Raw genomic sequence first — 20,827 nt, forward strand, 5'->3', positions numbered from 1 at the left:
ATCTATGCTCAGCCGCGTGGCGAATTGCGCCGCCAGTTGATTGCCTGCCTGCGCCACGGCCACAACACCCGCATGTCCCGCACGCGCGGTACAGACCGACGCGGGCAGATTCCCGAGATGGTGAGTATTCATGTGCGCCCACCCGAAATCGAGGACCGCCTGCTGCCTGGCCACTGGGAAGGCGATTTCATAAAAGGCGCTGGGAACCAATCCTCCGTTGGCGTGCTGGTTGAGCGCACCAGCCGGTTGGTGCTGCTTGCCAAGATGGAGGACGCTACCGCCGCCTCAGCTCTGGCAGGCTTCTCGGCCAAACTCAACTCGATTCCTGAACCCCTGCGCCAGAGCTTCACCTATGACCAGGGCAAGGAACTCGCGCGGCATCAGGAACTCGCTGCGGCTACCGGCGTGCGCGTGTACTTCTGCGACCCCCATAGCCCCTGGCAGCGCGGCACATGTGAAAACACCAACGGGTTGCTGCGCCAGTACTTGCCCAAGGGAACCGACCTCTCGGTCTACACACAAGACGAACTCGATGCTATCGCCGACAGCTTGAACAACCGGCCGCGCGCAACTCACGCGTTTCATTCACCGTTCGAGGTCTTCGCCGCCACGCTCGCCTCAGCAAGCCAACCTCAAGGCGCTAAACATTAACCCCCCTGTTGCACCTCGGCTTGAAACCGCCAGTCTATAAAAAGAACGACCTCAACCCTTTTTGAATCCTCCGAACGTTCGGGCTCGTCAATCATCCGCATGAACGCCTTATCTGTCTTCCGTCCCCCTTGTTGCGTCATGCGCGCGAGAAAGCGCTAGGCCACTGGCCAGCCCAGAGAAGCCGCCTGACCAAACAAGCGATATGGCTTCGCTTTGTCCTCGTAGTAATGTTTTATTGCACTCTCGTAAATCACTGCCTAAGGCTAACTCTGCGGGGCATTTTTGCTGTCGCTGACCTGCGAGCAAGTAGGTGAGAGCACGGCACCCGATGCATAGTAGTCTTTGTTGAGGGCGCCCGGGGCCTTCGATATCGCTTCAGTCACCTCGCTTACTGGGACGCAAACGAAGTCCTGTCAAGCGAGACTGAGAAGTCCGTTCGTGCAAGGTAGGCTTGAACGAACTTTCCGCTGTCGTCGACCTCGCTGAACGGTTCCTCATGGGCAACAACAAACGGATTTGACAGTCCCATGGCCTTCGAAACAGAGATGGCAAGCTCAGCCGGCGAGTCAGTTGTATTGCCTAGGTTCTATAACGCCCTAAAACCCACTGTTCGCCATTACATAGATGTATCCGATGTTGCTCATTTCGCCCTACGTTGACTGTCTGCGCCTCGCTCTTTGTCGATAGAGCTCACATGCCTACGTGACTCCTCATGTCTTGTGCGAGTGCGTACCATCAGCGTGACGTTCGGTTATATAACGCGTCGTCTGCAGGAAGCAAGCTAGTGACTTCGCCAGTATGGGTCAGCAACAATGCGTCCTTTGCACGGGTTATGCCCACGTACAAGAGGCGCCCATCTTCAGCACATATCTCGTCTATTTCGTCCGGCTCGACCTCTTCTAAATACGGTAGTTCTGTAGCCGACAAGAAGGGGAGGATTACCCTGTCGAACTCAAGCCCCTTAGCCGAATAGTACGTACCGTAGTACGCTCCTTGCCCCGCGTTCCAATCCATACGCTCCGCACGGAGTTCGACTGCAGTCTCGGGGAGATACGGCCTAATTTCATGGAGCTTCTCGTACGTTCGCAGCAGAACTGCCACCCTCTGGGTACGGTGCCATTTAGCCACGACGTTACCTACTAGAACACGCTCCTTCTCGGGGTCGTCGAAGCTCACTAACCAAGGCTTAGCTCCCTCGGCCGCTGATGGAATAGGCGCAACTACGTCTGGTCCTGCTACGAAATATGGCATTTCCGACAGAGCGACCGCAAGGTTGGCGATATCTCGTTTGTTTCGATAATTCAGTTCGAATCGCCAAACCAGGCGCGTCTGAAGGCCTGCCTCGCGCCAACTCATTCCCCGACCTTGACCATAGATTCGCTGCGCTACATCTCCAAAGAACGTGATAGACCCGTCAGACGCAGTTGCTTTTGCCAACGACCGAATCATCTCAAGCGACAAATCCTGCCCCTCATCGATGATGACGTGCTTGTACTTTCGTGGATTCATGTCTTCGTCGAGCGACGCTGACACCGCAGCAGCGATGTCGTCCATGTCGTATAACTTTCCGATTCCTCTCCTAAGTTCTCGGTAGCGCTCAAGAATCTCCCACATGACCGGCCGTAAGGCTCGGTTCATCTGCGCGGAAGCACGGCCCGTGCGGGTCACTGCGTTATAGTGCTCAACAGACTGGATATTGCGTCCGTTCAGCCATTGAATCTCATCAAGAAAAAATTTCAGAGGTCGACGAAAGAAAGGGGCGTCCTTGTGAACTGCTTTGACATCTCCAAGCGCACGCTCAATCAACTTTTGGCGTTGCTGACTAATCGCGATGTTACCGTCGCGAAACTTGCCGCGCGACTTTAGATAATTACGCGCGAATAGGTGATAGTTACACACGTCAACATCGTGAGGAATGTCGATTCCAAAGCTTTTGATGTAATTCATTAACGCTTTGTTGTACGTGACAATCAATGTTCGACCAGCATCAGGAAGGAGCTTGTTCGTGAGATACACAGCACGGTGGATGGCCATCGTGGTCTTACCGCTCCCGGCCGTTCCAAGTACCACATGCTGTCCAGAGCTAGGAAGACAGACCACTTCCCGTTGCTTTCCGATTGGTTTAGGCAATGTCATGTAATTACATCGCTGCTCGCAGCGTCCTTATTATTCTTTGAGTGCGTCGGGACTCAAGCGGTTGGGCTAGCCGGAACACAACTACGCAGCGATTCGGTTGCTTCAACGCTCGCAACCTTGAACACTGTAACCGCAGCCCGAAAAATGCAAAGCAACTTTGCCGCCTTCTAACGAAATTGCTTATTTCGCGTAGAGACATAAGGAGTCGAACAGTTTAACCGGCTAGCGCATGGAAATTGTACCTAAAAGCCCGTAACTGGGCGACTACCTGTGGGCACCCATTGAACCGCTGCTGCCCCCAACCCGGCACCTGCAAACGCTGACTCGACGCATGAAGGAGAAATATCTCTGCTCGGCGCTACTGAAGCGAGACCTTCTGCCCATCTTCCATCGCGCGCACTGCCAATGATGCCTGCCACTCGCTCGGTCTTCGTGAAGTTCAGAAACACGATATTGGCGCTCGATGTACTGAGCCGTTCAGTGCCGCTCAGTTCATCGCGTGAGTCTTCGACCGCTCAAACACCTCGATGGCATACCCGGCCGGGTCGCGACACTCGAAAGAACGAGTATTTCCTCGAACTAGAATCTCAGAGAACTCAACTCCCGCTTTGGTCAGTCTTTCCAAACATGAGCTTACGTCAGAGACGTTGACGAAGAGTTTGACTCCTCCACAAGATACCGGAGCGCTCTCATCCTCTCGAAGGGCAAGAGTTGAAGAGAAACGGACAACCTTCTGCGATGCGCCGGTGACTTTCAATCCAAGAAACCTCTCATAGAACACGCGCGATGTGTTGAGGTCTCTAACTAGCAGGGACATACCCACCGCCGGTTCAAAATCACCGTCCGAGTGGTAGGGACTCTCCACTGTACCTTCTGGCTTTCGAACGACGCCCTGAGCACTTTCGGCTTTTTGTACAGCGCCCTCCGGACTTTCCTCATTCTGTGAGGCGCCTTCCAAATTTATCGTTCTTTGACCGATGGCTTCTGGACTTTCAGCTTTCTTAGAACTGCTGTTTGGAATGAATAAGGTCAATCCAGCGTCTGTCGCAACAACAAGCGTTTCCACAAGGCGTTCGCCGATTTGCTCTTGGCGATTTTCAACTGATGCCACTCGAAGCCCAATAGGCAGCGAAATGCCTGATGCTGCTTCCTTGTCTCCGAGCCGGCCTTTGAATACATTGAGGTCTCGCTTTGTTATCTCTTTGCAAACCGTAGGGGTTTTGCGCATAAAAACCAGATGCTCTGCGGTCCGCCGAATGTAGGCGCCGTCCTGGACCTTTTCGTCATAGTCCTGCAACCAGGACATGCCATTTATCGCTCCCAGAAGACTAGCAGTCATAGATGCAAGAGTGTCTGTATCTGCACCCTCGGCAGTAGCTGCGTAACGCATCCCCTCGGTTGGAGAAGCCGCATATCGAGACGCGTAATACAGTGCTGCAACAGACGTGGTGGTACCAGCGCCATTTGTTCTCGGACTCAGACCTCCGAGTTTTTTCATTACCGCCATGTCGTCCGACAGCACACCGGCGTCAAGACCATCTATGGCGTGACGGCAAAGACTCATCACTTCACTCACCGTAGAGAGCCAAAGCCCATTGAAGTCTTGTACGTACTTTTGTGTAGCCGAAACCCACGAGGGCCACTGACTCGAGATGTCGGGTAGCGTTGCCCAGACCGATATCTCCTCCGCGCATCGATGAAGCAGAGACCCGTAATCGAGCGTGTCGACTCTCTTGAAGGCATTCCACAAGATATACCCAAAAGCTAGCGCGCCCACTAACGCACGTGGATGGCCATGTGTAGTCACAGCGTCGGCAAGGATGTCTCTAGCCAACGCGGAGAAGTGGTCGTCCCTTGCACGAGATACGCAGTGGGGCAATACGCGCATCGCGCCGCCATTGCCTCCCGCTTCAAAGTATCGCTTAGCGACGTCCTTAGCCTCGGAGTCCCACGGAGCAGTTCCCGCGAGCCACGAATTGGCTGCCCGCTTCGTCGCCCCGCCGCCACCGCGCTCGTAGCAGGTCCAGAACGGCAACTCGACGCGAGCAAAATGCTCCCACCAGTTCTGTTCTGTCGCCCGTGAGCGCGAGATTGCGAGGATGAGTTGGGTATCGTCGCTATAGGCGCCCGCCTCGACTTGCTCCCAGCGAGGTGAAAATCTGCTGCCGCTGCGTCTCGTCCAATTGAAGAACTGGCCGTCCCATTTCCGAATATCGACTTTGCCGACAGCTCTGCCCTCGAAAGGCCAGCCGAGGGCGTCCCCCACAGCAGCCCCGACAAACGCTGCGAGAGCACGTTCGGGGCTCGTTGTGGTCGTCTGCTCTACAGGACGGTTCAGAATGCTGTCGGTCATACGGCAGTCTCGATTGGACGGCGCCCCGTCCAAATGTGGTTGGTCAGCGATATTTTATCGAACAGGTCCGGAGCGACGACCATTGGCACCTTCGGTGGCGCAAGACCCAGAGTGTCCCACCGAGCTCTCTCAGTACTGGCCTGCCTCTCCGTCAACATGGCCATACCCTGAATGGCTTCGATAGGGATGGGTCCGCGCACCAGGACCTCTGCTTGGAGGTCCGTCGGTGAGCAGGACAGATGTGTGGCATGACGCCTGAAAACCCTTCCTCCCGCTCCTTGGACTCTGGCGGCAAACATGGACTCGTACCCCGGCCAGCCGTCCGCTATCAACGAGCCGTTCTCGGCAGCCGCATTCCTTTGGCAAAAAAGCGTTCCGGGCGACCACAACACCACCGGGTCGATGAAGAGTATCACCCAGTCGAGGAAAATCAGTTCCTTCTTTGTCACGATGTCAAGGTAGTATCCGTTCGGATACTCAACAGAGCAGCAAATCTTGTCCAGATGCCCGTCCCGACGGTACGCGTCCGTCGGATTGACCTCGTCGCGAGCTTCCATGCTCAGCGTCTGCCGGTCCTTCAGATAACCCGATGCCAAGACATGGATGAGATTCCGTGACGGGGTAAAGTGGCACAGGCGCGTAATGCCCCGTTTGGCACAATCATCCAGGATGTTCTCGTTCACCGTCATCGCGAGGTTCGGTTGTAAAGCGCATCGTCTGCGGGCAGCAACTTGGTGACATCGCCAGTGTAGGTTAGCACCAAGGCAGTCTTTGCCCGAGTGATGCCGACATAGATGAGCCGGCCGTCTTCGGCGAAAATCTCATCCATCTCGTCTGCCTCGATATCCTCCAGACTCGGAATTTCAGCGTCGGACAGGAAGGGAAGAACCACGAGGTCAAACTCAAGGCCCTTGGCTGAATGGTACGTGCCGAAATATGCACCATGCCTTGCCGTCCAATTCGCACCCTCTTCCTTCAGTTGCACCGCCTCGTCTGGCAGATACGGACTGATTTCTCGAATCTTCTCGTGAGTGCGCAGCAAGACCGCCACGCTCTGAGCACGGTAACGCCTTTCCACCACCGTGCCGACCAACTCCCGCTCCTTTTCAGGGTCAGCGAAGTGAACGAGCGACGGCTTCGGCCCATCGGCAGCGGAAACAATCGGCGTAATCATGTCCTGGCCGCCCAAAAAGTAAGGCATATCCGACACGGCAACCGCCAGTGTGGCGATGTTTCGAGTGTTTCGATAGTTTTGCTCGAAGCGCCACACCTGCCGAGTTTGAAAGCCTGCCTCACGCCAGCTCATCCCGCGGCCGTGACCGTAAATTCGTTGCGCCACATCCCCAAAGAACGTGATGGACCCGTCCGGCGGGATAGCCTTCGTCAATGACCGAATCATCTCGAGAGATAGGTCTTGTCCTTCGTCGATGATGACGTGCTTGTACATTCTTGGGCCCTTGTCACGGTCAAGCGATGACGACACCGCCGCCGCTATGTCATCCAGGTCATAGAGCTTCCCTCTTTCCAGCCTCAACTCCCTGTAGCGCTCGAGTATCTCCCACATGATAGGGCGCAGCACGCGACTCATCTGTGCCGAGGCGCGACCCGTACGGGTCACCTCGTTGTAACGGTCGACCGACTCGATGTTGCGCCCACACAACCACTGAATCTCGTCGAGGAAGAACTTCAGCGGACGATGGAAGAAGGGGTGGTCCTCGTAGCCTTCTTTGACATCCACAATCGCTCGCTCGATGAACTGCTCGCGCTGCCGTCCGACAGCGATGCAACCATCTGGGAGTTCGCCACGGGACTTGAGATAGCCCCTGGCAAAGCGATGATAGTTCCGAACGTCAACATCTTCAGGAATCTCGCGTCCGAAGCTATTGATGTAGTTCATTAGCGCCTTGTTGTACGTGACAATCAAGGTGCGGCCTGCGTCCGGAAGCAGGTTGTTCGTCAGGTATCTTGCGCGCGCTATGGCCATCGTGGTCTTGCCACTACCCGCAGTACCGAGCACAACATGTTGTCCGGATGCCGGCAGGCACACTACCTCAAGCTGCTTTCCGATTGGTGTTGGCAATGCCATATTGATGCGAGCCGCTCTCAGCGTTCTCCGTTCTCGTTCTACATGCCTACGGCGATGGAAGTTCGCAACCGTGACAAGCGCTGAATCCGGCTAGACACTTCGGCCGGCAAACCGCGCAAGGTCAGGAAGAGATGCCTGCCCAAGCCTATCGTCCGCCTTTGACGCATGCGCGAAGACGCCTCGCAAGGGCATCCTCTCGATGCGCGGCTTGCGCGAAGGAATCACGTGCATCCTGTGACTCGATAGGCGCCAAGCCGGCTCTCCGTCGCGAATCGAGTAATACTCGTTTTCGACGGTCGCTCGTTGTGAGATGTCCCGCGCCGGTCTGTGTTCAGACCGCGAAGATACAGCTTTGCCGCTGCGCTTCTTTAGACACGCGTTAAATTTACGAGCGCAACAAAAAATCCGCGCGAATGATGCCGCGACGAAGCTGAACCAATCGGGACATCGAAAGTGAACTCTACCTTAATTCGTAAGGCTATCGCGCGGTCACCGTTTCCGGCGAGCAACACCCATCGAAACTTTGGACGTCAGACACTGGCCGCAACCTCAGGCCTCGGTAACTAGGAGCGGTCAGACCTGCGCGATGCAGCGTGTTTGCAAACAGCATTCCCCGCGCTCGGGCGAGCGCACGGCTCCCGGTGGGCGCGTGATGAGGTTTGACACGGCAATAGCAATACACCGCCGGTTCGCGCTCGGCGCGCACGCGAGCCATGGCTGCGACGCGTCTTCGAATAGCGTCATGCTGACAGAGACGTGCGGCGACGTTCGGTCCACGGGCCGCAGGCACAACGAACACGGGACCGTTTTATCGCTAGTCGGATATGCGGAGGTCAGCGTCGAAGAGATGGCCGCTTCCGCGTAGTCGGCGCATTCTTGCGCCGCAGAAGTCTGTCACGAGGTCGTCGTCTGAACCCATGATGACCTTGCCGGACTCCGTACCCGTCAACGTCTGACTACGTTTCGACAAACTGAAATACCCGCGTGAAAGCTCGTGGTCGCAGATGCCGCAGAAATGGCCGAGATAAGAATTTTCCATGCTCATTCGTCTCCGAGGAACGTTAGGCAACTAGCGAATGAGCAGGAGTCTAGTCTCGTATTGGGACACCCTGCGTCTCAGTCCAAGACCGTAATCTGACTCCGGACCGTATCTGGGACGAAACCCGGAGAAGTCTCCGGTCAATCGACCGCGAGCCGGAGCGTAGTGCAGTCAGTCGCTGGCAAGCCCTTCGGGATGCGCGAACTCTTCGGTCTGAGCCTCAATTGAGAGGCGCGTGTTCCTAACCTCGTAATCTTCCGATTCGCGATTATTCACCTCGTCCAACACAGCCGCTTGGTATTCGTCAAAACTCTTGCCGTGTTTTAGCGCCGAAGTCAAAGCAAATACACGGTCTTCAAGGTAGCGAATGCGCTCAGCCATCCGACGCTCAAGCTCGAACAGCTTGCTAGGCAAATCAACAAGAGTGATGTCAGTCCACGCTTTGCGGATTCGCTCGTCTCGCTCAATCTCAGCCGTCGCGAACTGGACAGCGTGCTTGTCGGCAACGTCGAGGATGGTGCGCTTTTGAGGCCAGGGCTGACTTTCCTTGGATTCCTTCCTTGCGCGAAGTCGCTCCTGATTCTCTGGCTTCGACTGGTATTCGAGCAACGCCTTCATCGCCCATTCGGGGCAAAACCGGCTGCTAGGTTTGCCGGGCTCGATTAACCACGCCTGCACGGTGCGAGCTGAGACGTTCCGAGATGCGAGCTTAGAAATTACGGACGCTACGAATTGGCGGTCACCCGCGAATTCGCTCTCCACCATGGAGCGCATCCGGGTGCGGCGCCGTTCGTCGTGCATGGCCACCCACAATTCCTCTTTCAGCGATTCAATCTCCGTCCGAGAGAACTGCTGTCTCGGACCCGATATTGGCCGAATGGTGATATCAGTTGGCGATTGCGTATTCCGAGCGTATTCAATAGTAAAGACGGTTCCGGTCTCTTTATGAGTGCCCTGACTGCTCAGGTACGAATAAATCCAAGTCACAATGCCTTCTCCTACGCGTCCAATGCGCACATTGTGCGCGCACAATGTGCGCATCGTCAACCTTCGGTTGTGTGCCTCGGACGGTAAGCGCTATCTTGAGGACGAGAAGGCTCGGTTTGGCCGTGGCCGCACTGCAAGAGCGAAATTCAAAAGTAATGGCCCGGCGCCTTTGTAGAAGATGCCAGCCGCCGCCCTGCCCACCGTGCTGACCGAAAGTTTTCTCGCGAACGCCATCGCGGATTTCGACCTTGTCTCTCGCGAAGTATCTTTGTAGCGAGCGATGCTTGACCGCATGCGGCGCGCACCGATTGCCTGCAGTGTTCAAGTGAAACTTCGGAGGGGGATAAGGAGCGGAGTCAGTGATGACTCTGCCGTACAGGGACACCGGCGCTGGCGCGTTGTGTATGTCAGCGTTGAACATAGACCGACATCGACTCGCCATGCACCCGCAAAACATCCCCTTGAGGCGTCCTTCTGCGAGGGATGTCATCGAACGTGGGAACGCGTCGTTTGGTGGCGACTGATGCCGGCAGCGGTGCTGCTACCGATTTCATCGGACCCCGCTGCTTCCTACGAACCACCGGTCTCTTCACACTTGCCGGGCGCTTTTCGGCCGACTTGTGGTCACGCGCAACGCTCGATAATGCGGTACGGTGCGCCTCTGGTGGATTCCAGACCTCAACATAATGCTGACCCGCGAACGCCGTAGCGGCCATCGTCAACAGCGCGGTGAAAAGGAAGGTCTTTGGCAAACGTTTTCTCCCGGGTTCGTGCGCGCGGGGCATTGTTGACAGCGCGCGCCGTATTCTGCCACGCGCTCGTGTCTATTCCTGGCGCGTACCCCACTTGCAGAATGCACGCGTGCATCCACTCTCGCGGTACCTCCACGCCGTCGCAACGGTCTTTCCTCGCGTTGGGCGAATATAGTTCCGAATCAGGACGTCGCACGTCTCGATGCTCAGCTCAAATGGGGGACACCGAGTGTACGAGCCGACCCATCGCTGAACGTATAAGCTTCTGGAGACTCTGCTGTCAGATGCGGCGGCTGACGTCGAGGTTGTCGCGCGCGAACTCGGACTGGCAGACCAGATGCGAGAGCGCCTTCGGCGTGCGCTCGACCGTGTTGACTGTGCGCAGAGTGTTTTGAAAGCAGTGCGGGGAACTGCAGGTTCAGCTGATGTGTGGACGGAGCGGCACGCACGGAGATGCGGTCGCAGCGTACCGAATGGTGAACCCACCGGAGACTATGAGAATGACGCTTCCATAGAGGCGATGGAGCACGCTTGGGATGCGACGGAATTGCTTGCTGGAGATTGGCCACAGGACTACCCGGAGGGGGCAGTCGAGTGGCTCATCTTCGAAAAAGAGCGCGCGCTGGCATGACTGCGGCGCATTCCTGACGCCAAGAGCTTGAAAATCACCCCTCGCTAAAAGTGTCCCTCGAGGACGCGGGGGGTGGTTTTTCTTGGAGAAAGGGAGGGGGTAAAAAGCCGAAAAAATTCAGGCTTCGCCTCATACTAATTGATAGTGTCCCCGGCCTTATCTCGTAAGGGTTTGCGGCCGAAATCACCCCCCTCGAGGGACGCTTTTTCTTAGGGGATGAGGGACACTTTCATTCTTAGTGGACAGAAGGGAATAGAGCGTCGTGCCCAATCACTCCACCGTAACCGACTTCGCCAGATTCCTCGGCTTATCGACATCCGTTCCACGCGCACAAGCCGTGTGATACGCCAACAACTGCAACGGCACGACGTGCAGAATCGGCGACAACGCCCCGTAATGCTCCGGCATGCGAATCACGTGAATGCCGTCCTCGCTGACGATGCGGGTATCCGCATCCGCGAACACGTACAGCTCACCGCCGCGCGCGCGCACTTCCTGCATGTTCGACTTCAGCTTTTCGAGCAGCGTGTCGTTCGGCGCGACGGTCACGACCGGCATCGCCTCGGTCACGAGCGCGAGCGGACCGTGCTTCAACTCGCCCGCCGGATACGCCTCCGCGTGAATGTACGAAATCTCCTTGAGCTTCAGCGCGCCCTCAAGCGCGATCGGATAGTGCAGGCCGCGGCCGAGGAACAGCGCATTCTCCTTGCGCGCGAACTCTTCCGACCACGCGATGATCTGCGGCTCCAGCGCAAGCACGCTGTTCAGCGCGGCCGGCAAGTGCCGCAGTTGCGTGAAGTACGCGGCTTCGCGCTTCGCGTCCACGTGACCCCGCATCTTCGCGAGCGTCACCGCGAGCACGAACAGACCGACGAGCTGCGTCGTGAACGCCTTCGTCGATGCCACGCCGATCTCCGTGCCCGCGTGCGTCAGGAAGGCGAGTTCCGTCTGACGCACCATCGCGCTCGTCGCGACGTTGCATACCGCGAGCGTGTGCTTGTGGCCGAGCGACTGCGCGTGCTTGAGCGCGGCGAGCGTATCGGCGGTTTCGCCCGATTGCGAGATCACGACGACGAGCGCCTTCGGATTCGGCACCGATTCGCGATAGCGATATTCGCTCGCGATCTCGACCTGCGTAGGAATCTTCGCGATCGATTCGAGCCAGTACTTCGCCGTCACGCCCGAGTAATAGCTCGTGCCGCACGCGAGAATCAGAATGCTGTCGATCTGCGTGAACGCGTCGCGCGCGGCGTCGCCAAAGAGCGACGGATCGAACTGATCGGCTTGCGGAATCGTGTCGGTGATCGCGCGCGGCTGCTCGAAGATCTCCTTCTGCATGAAGTGGCGATACGGCCCGAGTTCGACCGCGCCGCCATACGCCGTCACCACGCGCACTTCGCGCTCGACGGGCAGGCCTTCGCGATCGACGATCTTCACGCCTTCGAGACCGATCTCCACGACATCGCCTTCTTCCAGGAACGCGAAGCGGTCCGTGCTGCCGGCGAGCGCGAGCGCGTCCGACGCGAGGAAGTTCTCGCCCTCGCCCACACCGACGACGAGCGGCGAACCCTGGCGCGCGCCCACGACCGTGTGCGGTTGATTCCTGTGCATCACCGCGATCGCATACGCGCCGTGCAGTTGTCTCACGGCTTCGCGCACGGTCTGAAACAGGTCGCCGCGATACATGCTGTGGATCAGATGCGCGATGACTTCGGTATCGGTCTGCGACACGAACTCGTAGCCCTTGCCCCTCAGCATCTCGCGCAGCGACTCGTAGTTCTCGATGATGCCGTTATGCACGAGCGCGACGGTATCGCGCGAGAAGATCGGGTGCGCATTGTCCGTGACGGGCGCGCCGTGCGTGGCCCAGCGCGTATGCGCGATACCAGTCATGCCGCCGAGATTCGTATCGCGCACTTGCGCGTCGAGATCGGCCACGCGCGCGACGCTGCGCGCGCGGCGCGGCTCGCCGTTGCTCAGAACGGCCACGCCGCACGAGTCGTAGCCGCGATATTCGAGCCGGCGCAGACCTTCGACCAGCACCGAGACGATGTTACGTTGCGCTACCGCGCCGACAATTCCGCACATGGACGTTCTTCCTTTGAAACTTGCATTCGAAAGCGCGATGCACGAAGCGCCGCGCGCGTTGGGCTGAATCTTCCGTACAGCCTTACGACTTCTTTTTCACCGGGCGTACATAGCCCGTCTTGCTCACCTGCGACTTCTCGTTGAGCACCAGTTCATCTTCGCCGACGTCTTTCCACACCGTCGTGCCGGCCGCGATCGTCACGCCGCGGCCCACGCGCACCGGCGCGACGAGTTGCGTATCCGAGCCGACGAACACGTCGTCCCCGATCACCGTGCGATGCTTGTTCGCGCCATCGTAATTGCAGGTGATCGTGCCCGCGCCGATGTTCACGCGCGCGCCGATATCCGAATCGCCGATGTAGCTGAGATGGTTCGCCTTCGAGCCGCGCCCAAGCACCGCGTTCTTCACTTCGACGAAGTTGCCGACATGCGCCTCGTCGCCAAGCGTGGCGCCCGGACGCAAGCGCGCATACGGACCGAGCACGACATTCGCGCCGGTCGTGCCGCCTTCGATGTGCGTGTACGCATCGACGCGCGTGCCCGCGCCGATCGTCGCATCGCGGATCACGCAATTCGGGCCGATCGTCACGTTGTCGGCCAGCGTCACGCGCCCTTCGAACACACAATTCACGTCGATCGACACGTCTGCGCCGCATTCGAGCGTGCCGCGCACGTCGATGCGCGCCGGGTCCATCAGCGTCACGCCCGCTTCGAGCAGCGCGTTCGCGACGTTGCGCTGATGGACGCGCTCCAGTTCGGCAAGCTGAATCTTGCTGTTCACGCCAAGCGTTTCCCATTCGGCGTCCGGCTGCGCGGTGACGACTTCGACACCCGCTTCGATCGCGCGCTCGACGACGTCCGTCAGGTAGAACTCGCCTTGCGCGTTGGTGTTCTTCAGCGACGCGAGCCACGATTCGAGCGTGCGCGTCGGCGTGATGACGATGCCCGTGTTGATTTCCGCGATGCGCCGCTCTTCCTCGCTCGCATCTTTCTGTTCGACGATCTTCTTCACCTTGCCCGCGCCGTCGCGCACGATGCGGCCATAGCCGGTCGGATCGCCGACGGTCACGGTAAGCACGCCGTAACGCTCGGTGCCCGCCGCGTCGATCAGGCGTTGCAGCGTGCTCGCGCGCGTGAGCGGCACGTCGCCGTACAGCACGAGCGTCGGAACCGACGGATCGAGCAGCGGCAGCGCCTGCTGCACGGCGTGACCCGTGCCGAGTTGTTTGTCCTGCAAAGCAAACTGGACGTCCGGTGCGCCGACTGTTTCGCGGACTTTATCGGCGCCGTGCCCGACGACGACGACGAGGCGCGTCGGCGACAGCGTCCGGGCCGTGTCGATGACGTGCGCGAGCAATGGCTTGCCCGCCAATGAATGGAGTACTTTCGGCAGGGCGGAGCGCATGCGCTTGCCCATGCCGGCAGCCAGAATCACGATGTTCATCGCTGGAAGCCTTGCTGGGTATGACGAGCCGCCAATTTATCACGCGGCTCTTTGGCGCAGTGCGGCGAAGCCCACGCTGCGCCTTATTGGATAAAGGTTACAGATCGTCGAATTGCACAATTGAAACCGTGCCGGACGATCCTGACGGTTCGGTTGCACACGGTTCCTCGTCGAACGCGATATCGCCTTGCGGGTCGGCCTCGCCCGTGGCGCGCAGCCCGGCGAACGGGAAAAGTTTGCTGTCCATCAAATGTGACGGCGCCACGTTCGACAATGCGTTGAACATGTTTTCCACGCGCCCCGGAAAACGCTTGTCCCATTCGCGGATCAGCGCCTTCATTTCCGCGCGTTTCAGGTTCGGCTGGCTGCCGCACAGATTGCACGGAATGATCGGGAATTCGCGCAGTTCGGCGTATTTTTCGAGATCCACTTCCTTCACGTAGGCGAGCGGACGAATGACGATGTTCTTGCCGTCGTCGGATTGTAGCTTGGGCGGCATGCCTTTCAGCTTGCCGCCGTAGAACATGTTGAGCAGCAGCGTTTGCAGGATGTCGTCCCGATGATGGCCGAGCGCGATCTTGGTCGCGCCAAGTTCACCCGCCACGCGATACAGAATGCCGCGGCGCAGTCGCGAGCACAGCGAGCATGTCGTCTTGCCTTCCGGCACGAGCCGCTTGACGATGCTGTACGTGTCCTGATTCTCGATGTGAAACGGAATATCGAGCTTGGCCAGATAGTCCGGCAGAACGTGCTCCGGGAAGCCCGGCTGCTTCTGGTCGAGATTGACGGCGACGATCTCGAAGTTGATCGGCGCGCGCTCGCGCAGGCGCATCAGGATTTCGAGCATCGCGTAGCTGTCCTTGCCGCCCGACAGGCACACCATGACCTTGTCGCCTTCCTCGATCATGTTGAAGTCGCCGATCGCCTCGCCGACCTGGCGCACGATGCGCTTGAACAGCTTGTTGTTCTCGTACGCTTCCTTCTGCTGGCGCTTCGTCAGCGGCTCGCGCGTGGGCTTTTCCGCCTCCGCTGCTGCGATCGTGTCGGGCGCGTTCATGCTCGTTCCTCTTTGATGCGGAAAACTTCGACGCCGACCGCATCGCAATCGGGATAAACGTCGGGCTTCTCCGTCGATACGGCCACCGCGCGCACGTTCGGATGCGCGAGCAAGGCGGCGGCGACGTCGTCGCACAGCGTTTCCTGCAAGTGAATGTGGCCGCGCTTCACGCGCTCGGCGATGGTCGAGCGCATGAAGTCGTAGTCGACCACTTCGGCCAGTTTGTCCGCGACGGGCGTCGACAGCGCGAGCGGCACGTACAGCTCGACGTTGATCACGACACGTTGCTCGCCGCGCTTTTCGAAGTCGTGCACACCGATGTTGATGCGCACTTCGTAGTTGCGCAGAAAGAGCCGCCGGCAATCGGCCAGCCGGGGATGCGAAAGTGCGGCAAGCATGTTGGTTCCAATATTGAGTAGACGCGTTTCAGGGCTTTTGCGCGCCGATCATGTACATCACGTCGCGCGGGCTCGGCACGAGATGCTGGCCGCCGTCGACGACAAGCGTCGTGCCGGTCACGCCATGCGCGTTTGCGAGATAGCACGCGGCCTGCGCGACGTCATCGACCGTCGATGCGCGGTTGAGCGGCGTCACGCGATGCGCCGTCTCGAACGACGCGGGCGTCTGCCCGGTGGAAATCAGCGTCAGACCGGGCGCGAGGCCAACCACGCGCAGTTTCGGACCCAGCGCCTGCGCGAGCGCGACGGTGGCGTTTTCGAGCGCCGCCTTCGTCAGCGTGTACGACAGGTAGTCCGGGTTCATGTTGTACAGCTTCTGGTCCAGCACGTTGATGACGACGCCGCGTAGCGCGTCGTCGGCGGCGGCTGCATCGGGCGTGATCTCGTGCAGCATGCGCGCGAGCGTGATCGGCGCGGCGACGTTGACGGCGGTCATTTCCAGCAGCTTCGCGAAACCGAAGTCGATGGCCGTGTCTTCGTCGAAACGCGACGCGCAGTTCACCACGCAATGCAGGCCGCCGAACGCCTCGGCGCACGCCGGCACGAGCCGCTCGACCTCGGCCTCGACCGCCAGATCCGCCTTCAACGCGACCGCGCGCCGCCCGAGCGCCTCGATCTCCGCGACGGTTTCGTGCGCTTCATGCGCCGAGCGCCCGAAATGCACGGCCACATCCCAGCCTCGCCGCGCGAATTCCAGCGCAATGCCGCGCCCGATGCGCTTTGCCGCCCCGGTCACGAGCACGGCGCGGGTAAGGGAAACGGGACCGGATGACGGCGCGTTGGCGGAAGAAAACGGCTTGGAAGCGCTCATTTACAATACTGGGATGAATCCAAATGCCAGACAATCCGATAGTTTACCTGCTCCGGGCGCCGACGCGCTCGCACAGTCCGACGCGCTTACGGACTTGATCAGCGGGCGCATCGCGGCGGCGGGCGGCTGGCTGCCGTTCGACCGCTATATGGACCTCGCGCTGTACGCGCCCCGCCTCGGCTACTACAGCGGCGGAGCGATGAAATTCGGCCGCCGCGCGGAAGACGGCAGCGATTTCGTCACCGCGCCCGAACTGTCCCCGCTTTTCGCGACGACACTGGCGCGGCCCGTCGCGCAAGCGTTGCAGCAAAGCGACACTCGGCAGTTGATGGAGTTCGGCGCGGGCACCGGCAGGCTCGCGACGGGCTTGCTTAGCGCGCTCGCCGATCTCGACGTGGCCTTCGACAGCTACGCGATCGTCGATCTTTCGGGCGAGTTGCGCGATCGCCAGCGCGAGACCATCGCGAAGCTGGCCCCGGCGCTCGCCGCGAAGGTGAAATGGCTCGATGCGCTGCCCGACCGGTTCGAAGGCGTCGTGATCGGCAACGAAGTGCTCGACGCGATGCCCGTGCGTCTCGTCGTGCGCAAGCTCGGCGCGTGGCACGAGCGCGGCGTCGTGATGCTGAACGACCGCTTTGCCTTCGACGACCGGCCGATCGCGCCGGATGCGCAGATCGAATCGATCGATGCCGCCATCGACGAATCGAATGACGAGCCGTTCGCCGAGTACCTCACCGAAACGCACGAAGCCGCGCTGGCGTTCACGAAAACCGTTTGCACGATGCTCGTGCGCGGCGCGGCGTTTTTCATCGACTATGGCTTTCCGCGGCGGGAGTTCTATCACGCGCAGCGCGCGACGGGCACGCTGATGTGTCACTACCGGCATCGCGCGCACGCGGACCCGTTTCTGTATCCGGGCTTGCAGGACATCACGGCGCACGTGGAATTCACGGGCATCGCGGAAGCGGGCGTCGAAACGGGCGCGGATCTGCTCGGCTTTACGTCGCAAGCGCGATTTCTGATGAATGCCGGCATCACCGATGTCTTGAGCGATCTCGATCCCGCCGACGTGAAGCGCTTTCTGCCCGCTGCGAATGCCGTGCAAAAGCTGCTGTCGGAAGCGGAAATGGGCGAGCTTTTCAAGGTGATCGCGTTCTCGCGCGGCATTCCCGGCACGCTCGACGCATTCGCGACGGGCGATCGTTCTCACACGTTATGAGTGCGCGATCATGATCCGCTGGGTTCTCACGACGTTCATCGCGCTCGCGATTCTTTCGGGCTCGCTGCCTTGGTTGAAGAAGATCGGGATCGGCCGACTGCCGGGGGATTTCACGCTGCGGATCTTCGGGCGTGAGTATTCGTTCCCGTTCATGTCGACGTTGGTGCTGTCGATGTTGTTGTCGTTTCTTGCGCGGGCGCTTTGACGCGCCTCCTGAAAAACGCTCAAACCTTCAAAGCCCCCTTCACCGCTGCAACGCGCGCGTCGTGCACGGCATCCTTGATCTTCGAAGGCTGATCCGCATACTGCTGCGCCACCGCGCCCGCATCGACCGCGCGCGCCGCGACCAGCGCCTCGCGCAGACGCTCGGCCTGCGGATAAGCCTGCTGCTCCAGTCCCAGCCTGCCTCGCGCGTCGGCGAGACACGCCTGCAACGCTTCGGCGAACCGCGCCGGCTTGCGCATCGCATCCGATCGTTCGAACAACCTGACGAGCGCCGCCGCGCCCATATCCATCACGCGATGAATATTGCCGTGCTCACGCGCGACGAGCATCGCCAGATCGCGGCATTCGTTCGGCACGCGCAAGCGCTCGCATAAAGGCCGCAAGAGATCGACGCTGCGTCCTTCATGGCCGATGTGACGCGGCAGGATGTCTTCGGGCGTCGTCGCCTTGCCGAGATCGTGCGTGAGCGCGGCGAAGCGCACCGGCAGCGCGAATCCCCGCGACGCGGCGTAGTCGAGCACCATCATCACGTGTACGCCGGTATCCACTTCCGGGTGATAGTCGGCGCGCTGCGGCACGCCCCACAGCGCATCGACCTCGGGAAGAATCCGCGCGAGTGCGCCGCAACCGCGCAGCACCTCGAACATGCGCGAGGGCTTCTTTTCCATCAGCCCGCGCGACACTTCCTGCCACACGCGTTCGGCGACGAGCGCATCGACTTCGCCGGCCGCGACCATCTTCTTCATCAACTCGGCGGTTTCGGGCGCGACATCGAAATCCGTGAAACGCGCCGCAAAACGTGCGATACGCAGAATACGCACCGGATCTTCGATAAACGCATCGCCGACATGCCGGAACAGCCGGTTCTTCAAATCGCTCTGGCCGTCGAACGGATCGATGACCGGGCCGGTCAGCTCGCCCGCCGGCGTCACTTCGCGCGCCATCGCGTTGATCGTGAGATCGCGGCGCGCGAGATCTTCCTCCAGCGTCACGTCGGGCGAGTAGTAGAACTGGAAGCCGTGATAGCCCGCCGCCGTCTTGCGTTCCGTGCGTGCGAGCGCGTATTCCTCGTGCGTTTGCGGATGCAAAAACACCGGAAAGTCCTTGCCCACCGGCCGATAACCCTGCGCCACCATCTGCTCGGGCGTCGCGCCCACGACGACATAGTCGCGATCCACCACCGGCACGCCGAGCAACTCGTCGCGGATCGCGCCGCCTACTGCATAGATGTTCATCGCGCTTCCTCGCGCGCGCCATCGATCCAGGCGGCCACCGCCGGCAGCGCCGTGATGCGCTTCGCGTAGTCGAGCGACGTCGCGCTCAAATCGGGCGCGTAGGTATTGAAGCGCATGACGACCGGCGCGAACATCGCGTCCGCGATGCCGAACTCGCCGAACAAAAAAGGCCCGCCCGATTTCGCCAGACACTCCGCCCAGATCGCCTCGATGCGCGCGATGTTTTCCAGCACGCCCGGCGTCGCGCCCGTGCCCGGCGCGCGCGTCGTGATTTCCATCGGCATGTTCTGGCGCAAGTCCGCGAAGCCCGCGTGCATTTCCGCGCTGATGCTGCGGGCGTGCGTGCGCTGGGCGGCATCGCGCGGCCACATCGCGTGTTCGGGATGCGTCTCGGCGATCGTTTCGACGATCGCGAGCGATTCCCACACCGAATCGCCCGCATCGGTAATGAGGCACGGCACCTTGCCGGACGGCGAGACTTCGAGAATCTTCGCTTTCGTGTCGGGCCGGCCGAGGCGGATCAGGGTCTCATCGAACGGGATGCCGAAATGTTTGAGCAGCACCCACGGGCGCATCGACCAGGAAGAGTTGAGCTTGTCACCGATAACGAGTTTCATGCGATCACAAAAAGAAGATTAACGATGCGCGGTTGCGCGAAATGCGTTGAAGCGCGAACGCGGCGAGTTGCCGCTCAGATACAGCGGCGCGATGGTCTCGATGCTCGCCGGCTCGTCGATGCCCAGTTCCGGCGCAAGCGGGCCGCTCGCGATGTTCGGCGTTTTCATCGAATCGAGATTGTCGCGCGAGATGACGGGCTGACCGGGCGCCATTTCCATCGTCATCGCCTGAAGCCGGCCGAGGCTCTCCGGCAGCTTGATGATGCGCGAATGCTTGCCGATGGTCGCGCCCGCGAAACGCACGAGTTCCGCGAGCGTGTAGACGCTTGGTCCGGCGAGCTCGTAGACGTGGCCGTTGGCGGCGTCGAGATCGAGCACGTTGACCATCGCCTTCGCCACGTCGCCGACGAAGACGGGCTGGAACTGCGCATCGGCGCAGGCGAGCGGGATCACCGGGAACATGCGCTCAAGGAACGCAAACTGGTTGAGCAGGTTGTCCTCGGGACCGAACACGACCGAACTGCGGAAAACGGTCCAGTCGAGTCCCGATTCACGGACGATCTTCTCGCCGTCGCCCTTCGAGCGCAGATACATGCTCGGACCCGCCGGATCGGCGCCGATCGCGCTCATATGCAACAGCCGCCGCACGCCCTTCGCCTCGCACGCGGCGGCGATCTTGTGCGGCAGTTCCACATGAGCCTTCGCGAACTCCGGCCCATACGGATCGCCGCGCCGCCCCTGAAGAATGCCGACGAGGTTGATCACCGCGTCGGTCTGATCGATGAATGCGGCGAGCTTCACGGGATCGTGTACATCGGTTTCGATGACATCGACGGGCAACAGCGTGAGATGCGCGGCGTTCGAGCGCCGTCGCGTCGCGATGCGCACGTTCTTGCCGAGATCGACAAGCGCATTGACGAGATGGCTGCCGATGAATCCCGAACCGCCGATCAGCGCTACATGTTGGTGTCGCATAGTTCGCCTCTTGGGTCGCGGCCTGACGAATGCAGCTTCAGTTCAGAGCGGCGGGCCGAAAAC

16 protein-coding genes are annotated in these 20,827 nt (G+C 59.9%); 3 read left to right on the forward strand and 13 right to left on the reverse strand.

Annotated features, from left to right (window positions below):
- Window positions 1–651 (forward strand): IS30 family transposase (locus tag AWB82_RS24740; protein WP_143756833.1); only part of this gene is annotated, 651 nt, incomplete at its 5' end.
- Between the two features lie 735 nt (window positions 652–1,386).
- Here AWB82_RS24740 and AWB82_RS24745 read toward each other — a convergent pair.
- From AWB82_RS24745 to AWB82_RS24800, 10 genes are all read right to left on the reverse strand, one after another.
- Window positions 1,387–2,787: a 3'-5' exonuclease gene (locus AWB82_RS24745; protein ID WP_086971944.1), complete on the reverse strand. Its 1,401-nt coding sequence runs from the start codon at window positions 2,785–2,787 to the stop codon at window positions 1,387–1,389.
- 487 nt (window positions 2,788–3,274) lie between these two features.
- Entirely contained in the window at window positions 3,275–5,140 is a 1,866-nt protein-coding gene (locus tag AWB82_RS24750) for an ADP-ribosylglycohydrolase family protein (RefSeq protein WP_086971946.1), read from the reverse strand.
- Window positions 5,137–5,829 (reverse strand): DarT ssDNA thymidine ADP-ribosyltransferase family protein, encoded by a 693-nt coding sequence (locus AWB82_RS24755; RefSeq protein WP_086971948.1) that lies wholly within the window; start codon window positions 5,827–5,829, stop codon window positions 5,137–5,139. Before AWB82_RS24755 ends, AWB82_RS24750 begins: the two co-directional genes overlap by 4 nt.
- Window positions 5,826–7,226 (reverse strand): 3'-5' exonuclease, encoded by a 1,401-nt coding sequence (locus AWB82_RS24760; protein WP_086971950.1) that lies wholly within the window; start codon window positions 7,224–7,226, stop codon window positions 5,826–5,828. Before AWB82_RS24760 ends, AWB82_RS24755 begins: the two co-directional genes overlap by 4 nt.
- Window positions 7,227–8,436: 1,210 nt before the next feature.
- Window positions 8,437–9,072, reverse strand: a complete 636-nt coding sequence (locus AWB82_RS24770) for a hypothetical protein (RefSeq protein ID WP_143756835.1) — start codon at window positions 9,070–9,072, stop codon at window positions 8,437–8,439.
- Window positions 9,073–10,905: 1,833 nt separating this feature from the next.
- Window positions 10,906–12,723, reverse strand: a complete 1,818-nt coding sequence (gene glmS, locus AWB82_RS24780; protein WP_086971956.1) for a glutamine--fructose-6-phosphate transaminase (isomerizing) — start codon at window positions 12,721–12,723, stop codon at window positions 10,906–10,908.
- 82 nt (window positions 12,724–12,805) lie between these two features.
- Window positions 12,806–14,167 (reverse strand): bifunctional UDP-N-acetylglucosamine diphosphorylase/glucosamine-1-phosphate N-acetyltransferase GlmU, encoded by a 1,362-nt coding sequence (glmU, locus tag AWB82_RS24785; protein ID WP_086971957.1) that lies wholly within the window; start codon window positions 14,165–14,167, stop codon window positions 12,806–12,808.
- Between the two features lie 97 nt (window positions 14,168–14,264).
- The gene (gene ttcA, locus AWB82_RS24790; protein ID WP_086971959.1) at window positions 14,265–15,224 is read right to left on the reverse strand and encodes a tRNA 2-thiocytidine(32) synthetase TtcA; all 960 of its coding nucleotides are present in this window, start codon (window positions 15,222–15,224) and stop codon (window positions 14,265–14,267) included.
- Window positions 15,221–15,622 carry a dihydroneopterin aldolase gene (locus AWB82_RS24795; protein ID WP_086971961.1) on the reverse strand — a complete coding sequence of 134 codons (402 nt, stop codon included), beginning with the start codon at window positions 15,620–15,622 and terminating at the stop codon, window positions 15,221–15,223. Before AWB82_RS24795 ends, ttcA begins: the two co-directional genes overlap by 4 nt.
- Before the next feature lie 28 nt (window positions 15,623–15,650).
- The gene (locus tag AWB82_RS24800) at window positions 15,651–16,493 is read right to left on the reverse strand and encodes an SDR family oxidoreductase (protein WP_086971963.1); all 843 of its coding nucleotides are present in this window, start codon (window positions 16,491–16,493) and stop codon (window positions 15,651–15,653) included.
- A gap of 13 nt (window positions 16,494–16,506) precedes the next feature.
- Between AWB82_RS24800 and AWB82_RS24805 the strand changes: the two genes are divergently transcribed.
- Both AWB82_RS24805 and AWB82_RS24810 read left to right on the forward strand, forming a co-directional pair.
- Window positions 16,507–17,712, forward strand: coding sequence for a class I SAM-dependent methyltransferase (locus AWB82_RS24805; protein ID WP_086971965.1), 1,206 nt, complete (start codon window positions 16,507–16,509; stop codon window positions 17,710–17,712).
- A gap of 10 nt (window positions 17,713–17,722) precedes the next feature.
- Entirely contained in the window at window positions 17,723–17,917 is a 195-nt protein-coding gene (locus AWB82_RS24810) for a DUF2905 domain-containing protein (protein ID WP_086971966.1), read from the forward strand.
- A gap of 19 nt (window positions 17,918–17,936) precedes the next feature.
- Here AWB82_RS24810 and AWB82_RS24815 read toward each other — a convergent pair whose 3' ends face one another.
- From AWB82_RS24815 to AWB82_RS24825, 3 genes are read right to left on the reverse strand one after another with little or no spacing between them, the layout of a single operon-like run.
- Window positions 17,937–19,172: a multifunctional CCA addition/repair protein gene (locus AWB82_RS24815; protein ID WP_086971968.1), complete on the reverse strand. Its 1,236-nt coding sequence runs from the start codon at window positions 19,170–19,172 to the stop codon at window positions 17,937–17,939.
- Complete coding sequence (locus tag AWB82_RS24820) at window positions 19,169–19,789, reverse strand: glutathione S-transferase family protein (RefSeq protein WP_086971970.1); 621 nt, start codon at window positions 19,787–19,789, stop codon at window positions 19,169–19,171. The genes AWB82_RS24815 and AWB82_RS24820 overlap by 4 nt, the downstream gene beginning before the upstream one ends.
- Before the next feature lie 18 nt (window positions 19,790–19,807).
- Entirely contained in the window at window positions 19,808–20,764 is a 957-nt protein-coding gene (locus tag AWB82_RS24825) for a complex I NDUFA9 subunit family protein (RefSeq protein ID WP_086971972.1), read from the reverse strand.
- Window positions 20,765–20,827 lie beyond the last annotated feature (63 nt).

The organism is Caballeronia glebae, assembly GCF_001545035.1.
Lineage (GTDB): Bacteria > Pseudomonadota > Gammaproteobacteria > Burkholderiales > Burkholderiaceae > Caballeronia > Caballeronia glebae.

Excerpts from the sequence above, each read along its gene's own strand:
- AWB82_RS24745 (WP_086971944.1), bottom strand. The coding sequence starts at position 2,787 with ATGACATTGCCTAAACCAATCGGAAAGCAACGGGAAGTGGTCTGTCTT.
- AWB82_RS24750 (WP_086971946.1), bottom strand. The coding sequence starts at position 5,140 with ATGACCGACAGCATTCTGAACCGTCCTGTAGAGCAGACGACCACAACG.
- AWB82_RS24755 (WP_086971948.1), bottom strand. The coding sequence starts at position 5,829 with ATGACGGTGAACGAGAACATCCTGGATGATTGTGCCAAACGGGGCATT.
- AWB82_RS24760 (WP_086971950.1), bottom strand. The coding sequence starts at position 7,226 with ATGGCATTGCCAACACCAATCGGAAAGCAGCTTGAGGTAGTGTGCCTG.
- glmS (WP_086971956.1), bottom strand. The coding sequence starts at position 12,723 with ATGTGCGGAATTGTCGGCGCGGTAGCGCAACGTAACATCGTCTCGGTG.
- glmU (WP_086971957.1), bottom strand. The coding sequence starts at position 14,167 with ATGAACATCGTGATTCTGGCTGCCGGCATGGGCAAGCGCATGCGCTCC.
- ttcA (WP_086971959.1), bottom strand. The coding sequence starts at position 15,224 with ATGAACGCGCCCGACACGATCGCAGCAGCGGAGGCGGAAAAGCCCACG.
- AWB82_RS24795 (WP_086971961.1), bottom strand. The coding sequence starts at position 15,622 with ATGCTTGCCGCACTTTCGCATCCCCGGCTGGCCGATTGCCGGCGGCTC.
- AWB82_RS24800 (WP_086971963.1), bottom strand. The coding sequence starts at position 16,493 with ATGAGCGCTTCCAAGCCGTTTTCTTCCGCCAACGCGCCGTCATCCGGT.
- AWB82_RS24805 (WP_086971965.1), top strand. The coding sequence starts at position 16,507 with ATGAATCCAAATGCCAGACAATCCGATAGTTTACCTGCTCCGGGCGCC.
- AWB82_RS24810 (WP_086971966.1), top strand. The coding sequence starts at position 17,723 with ATGATCCGCTGGGTTCTCACGACGTTCATCGCGCTCGCGATTCTTTCG.
- AWB82_RS24815 (WP_086971968.1), bottom strand. The coding sequence starts at position 19,172 with ATGAACATCTATGCAGTAGGCGGCGCGATCCGCGACGAGTTGCTCGGC.
- AWB82_RS24820 (WP_086971970.1), bottom strand. The coding sequence starts at position 19,789 with ATGAAACTCGTTATCGGTGACAAGCTCAACTCTTCCTGGTCGATGCGC.
- AWB82_RS24825 (WP_086971972.1), bottom strand. The coding sequence starts at position 20,764 with ATGCGACACCAACATGTAGCGCTGATCGGCGGTTCGGGATTCATCGGC.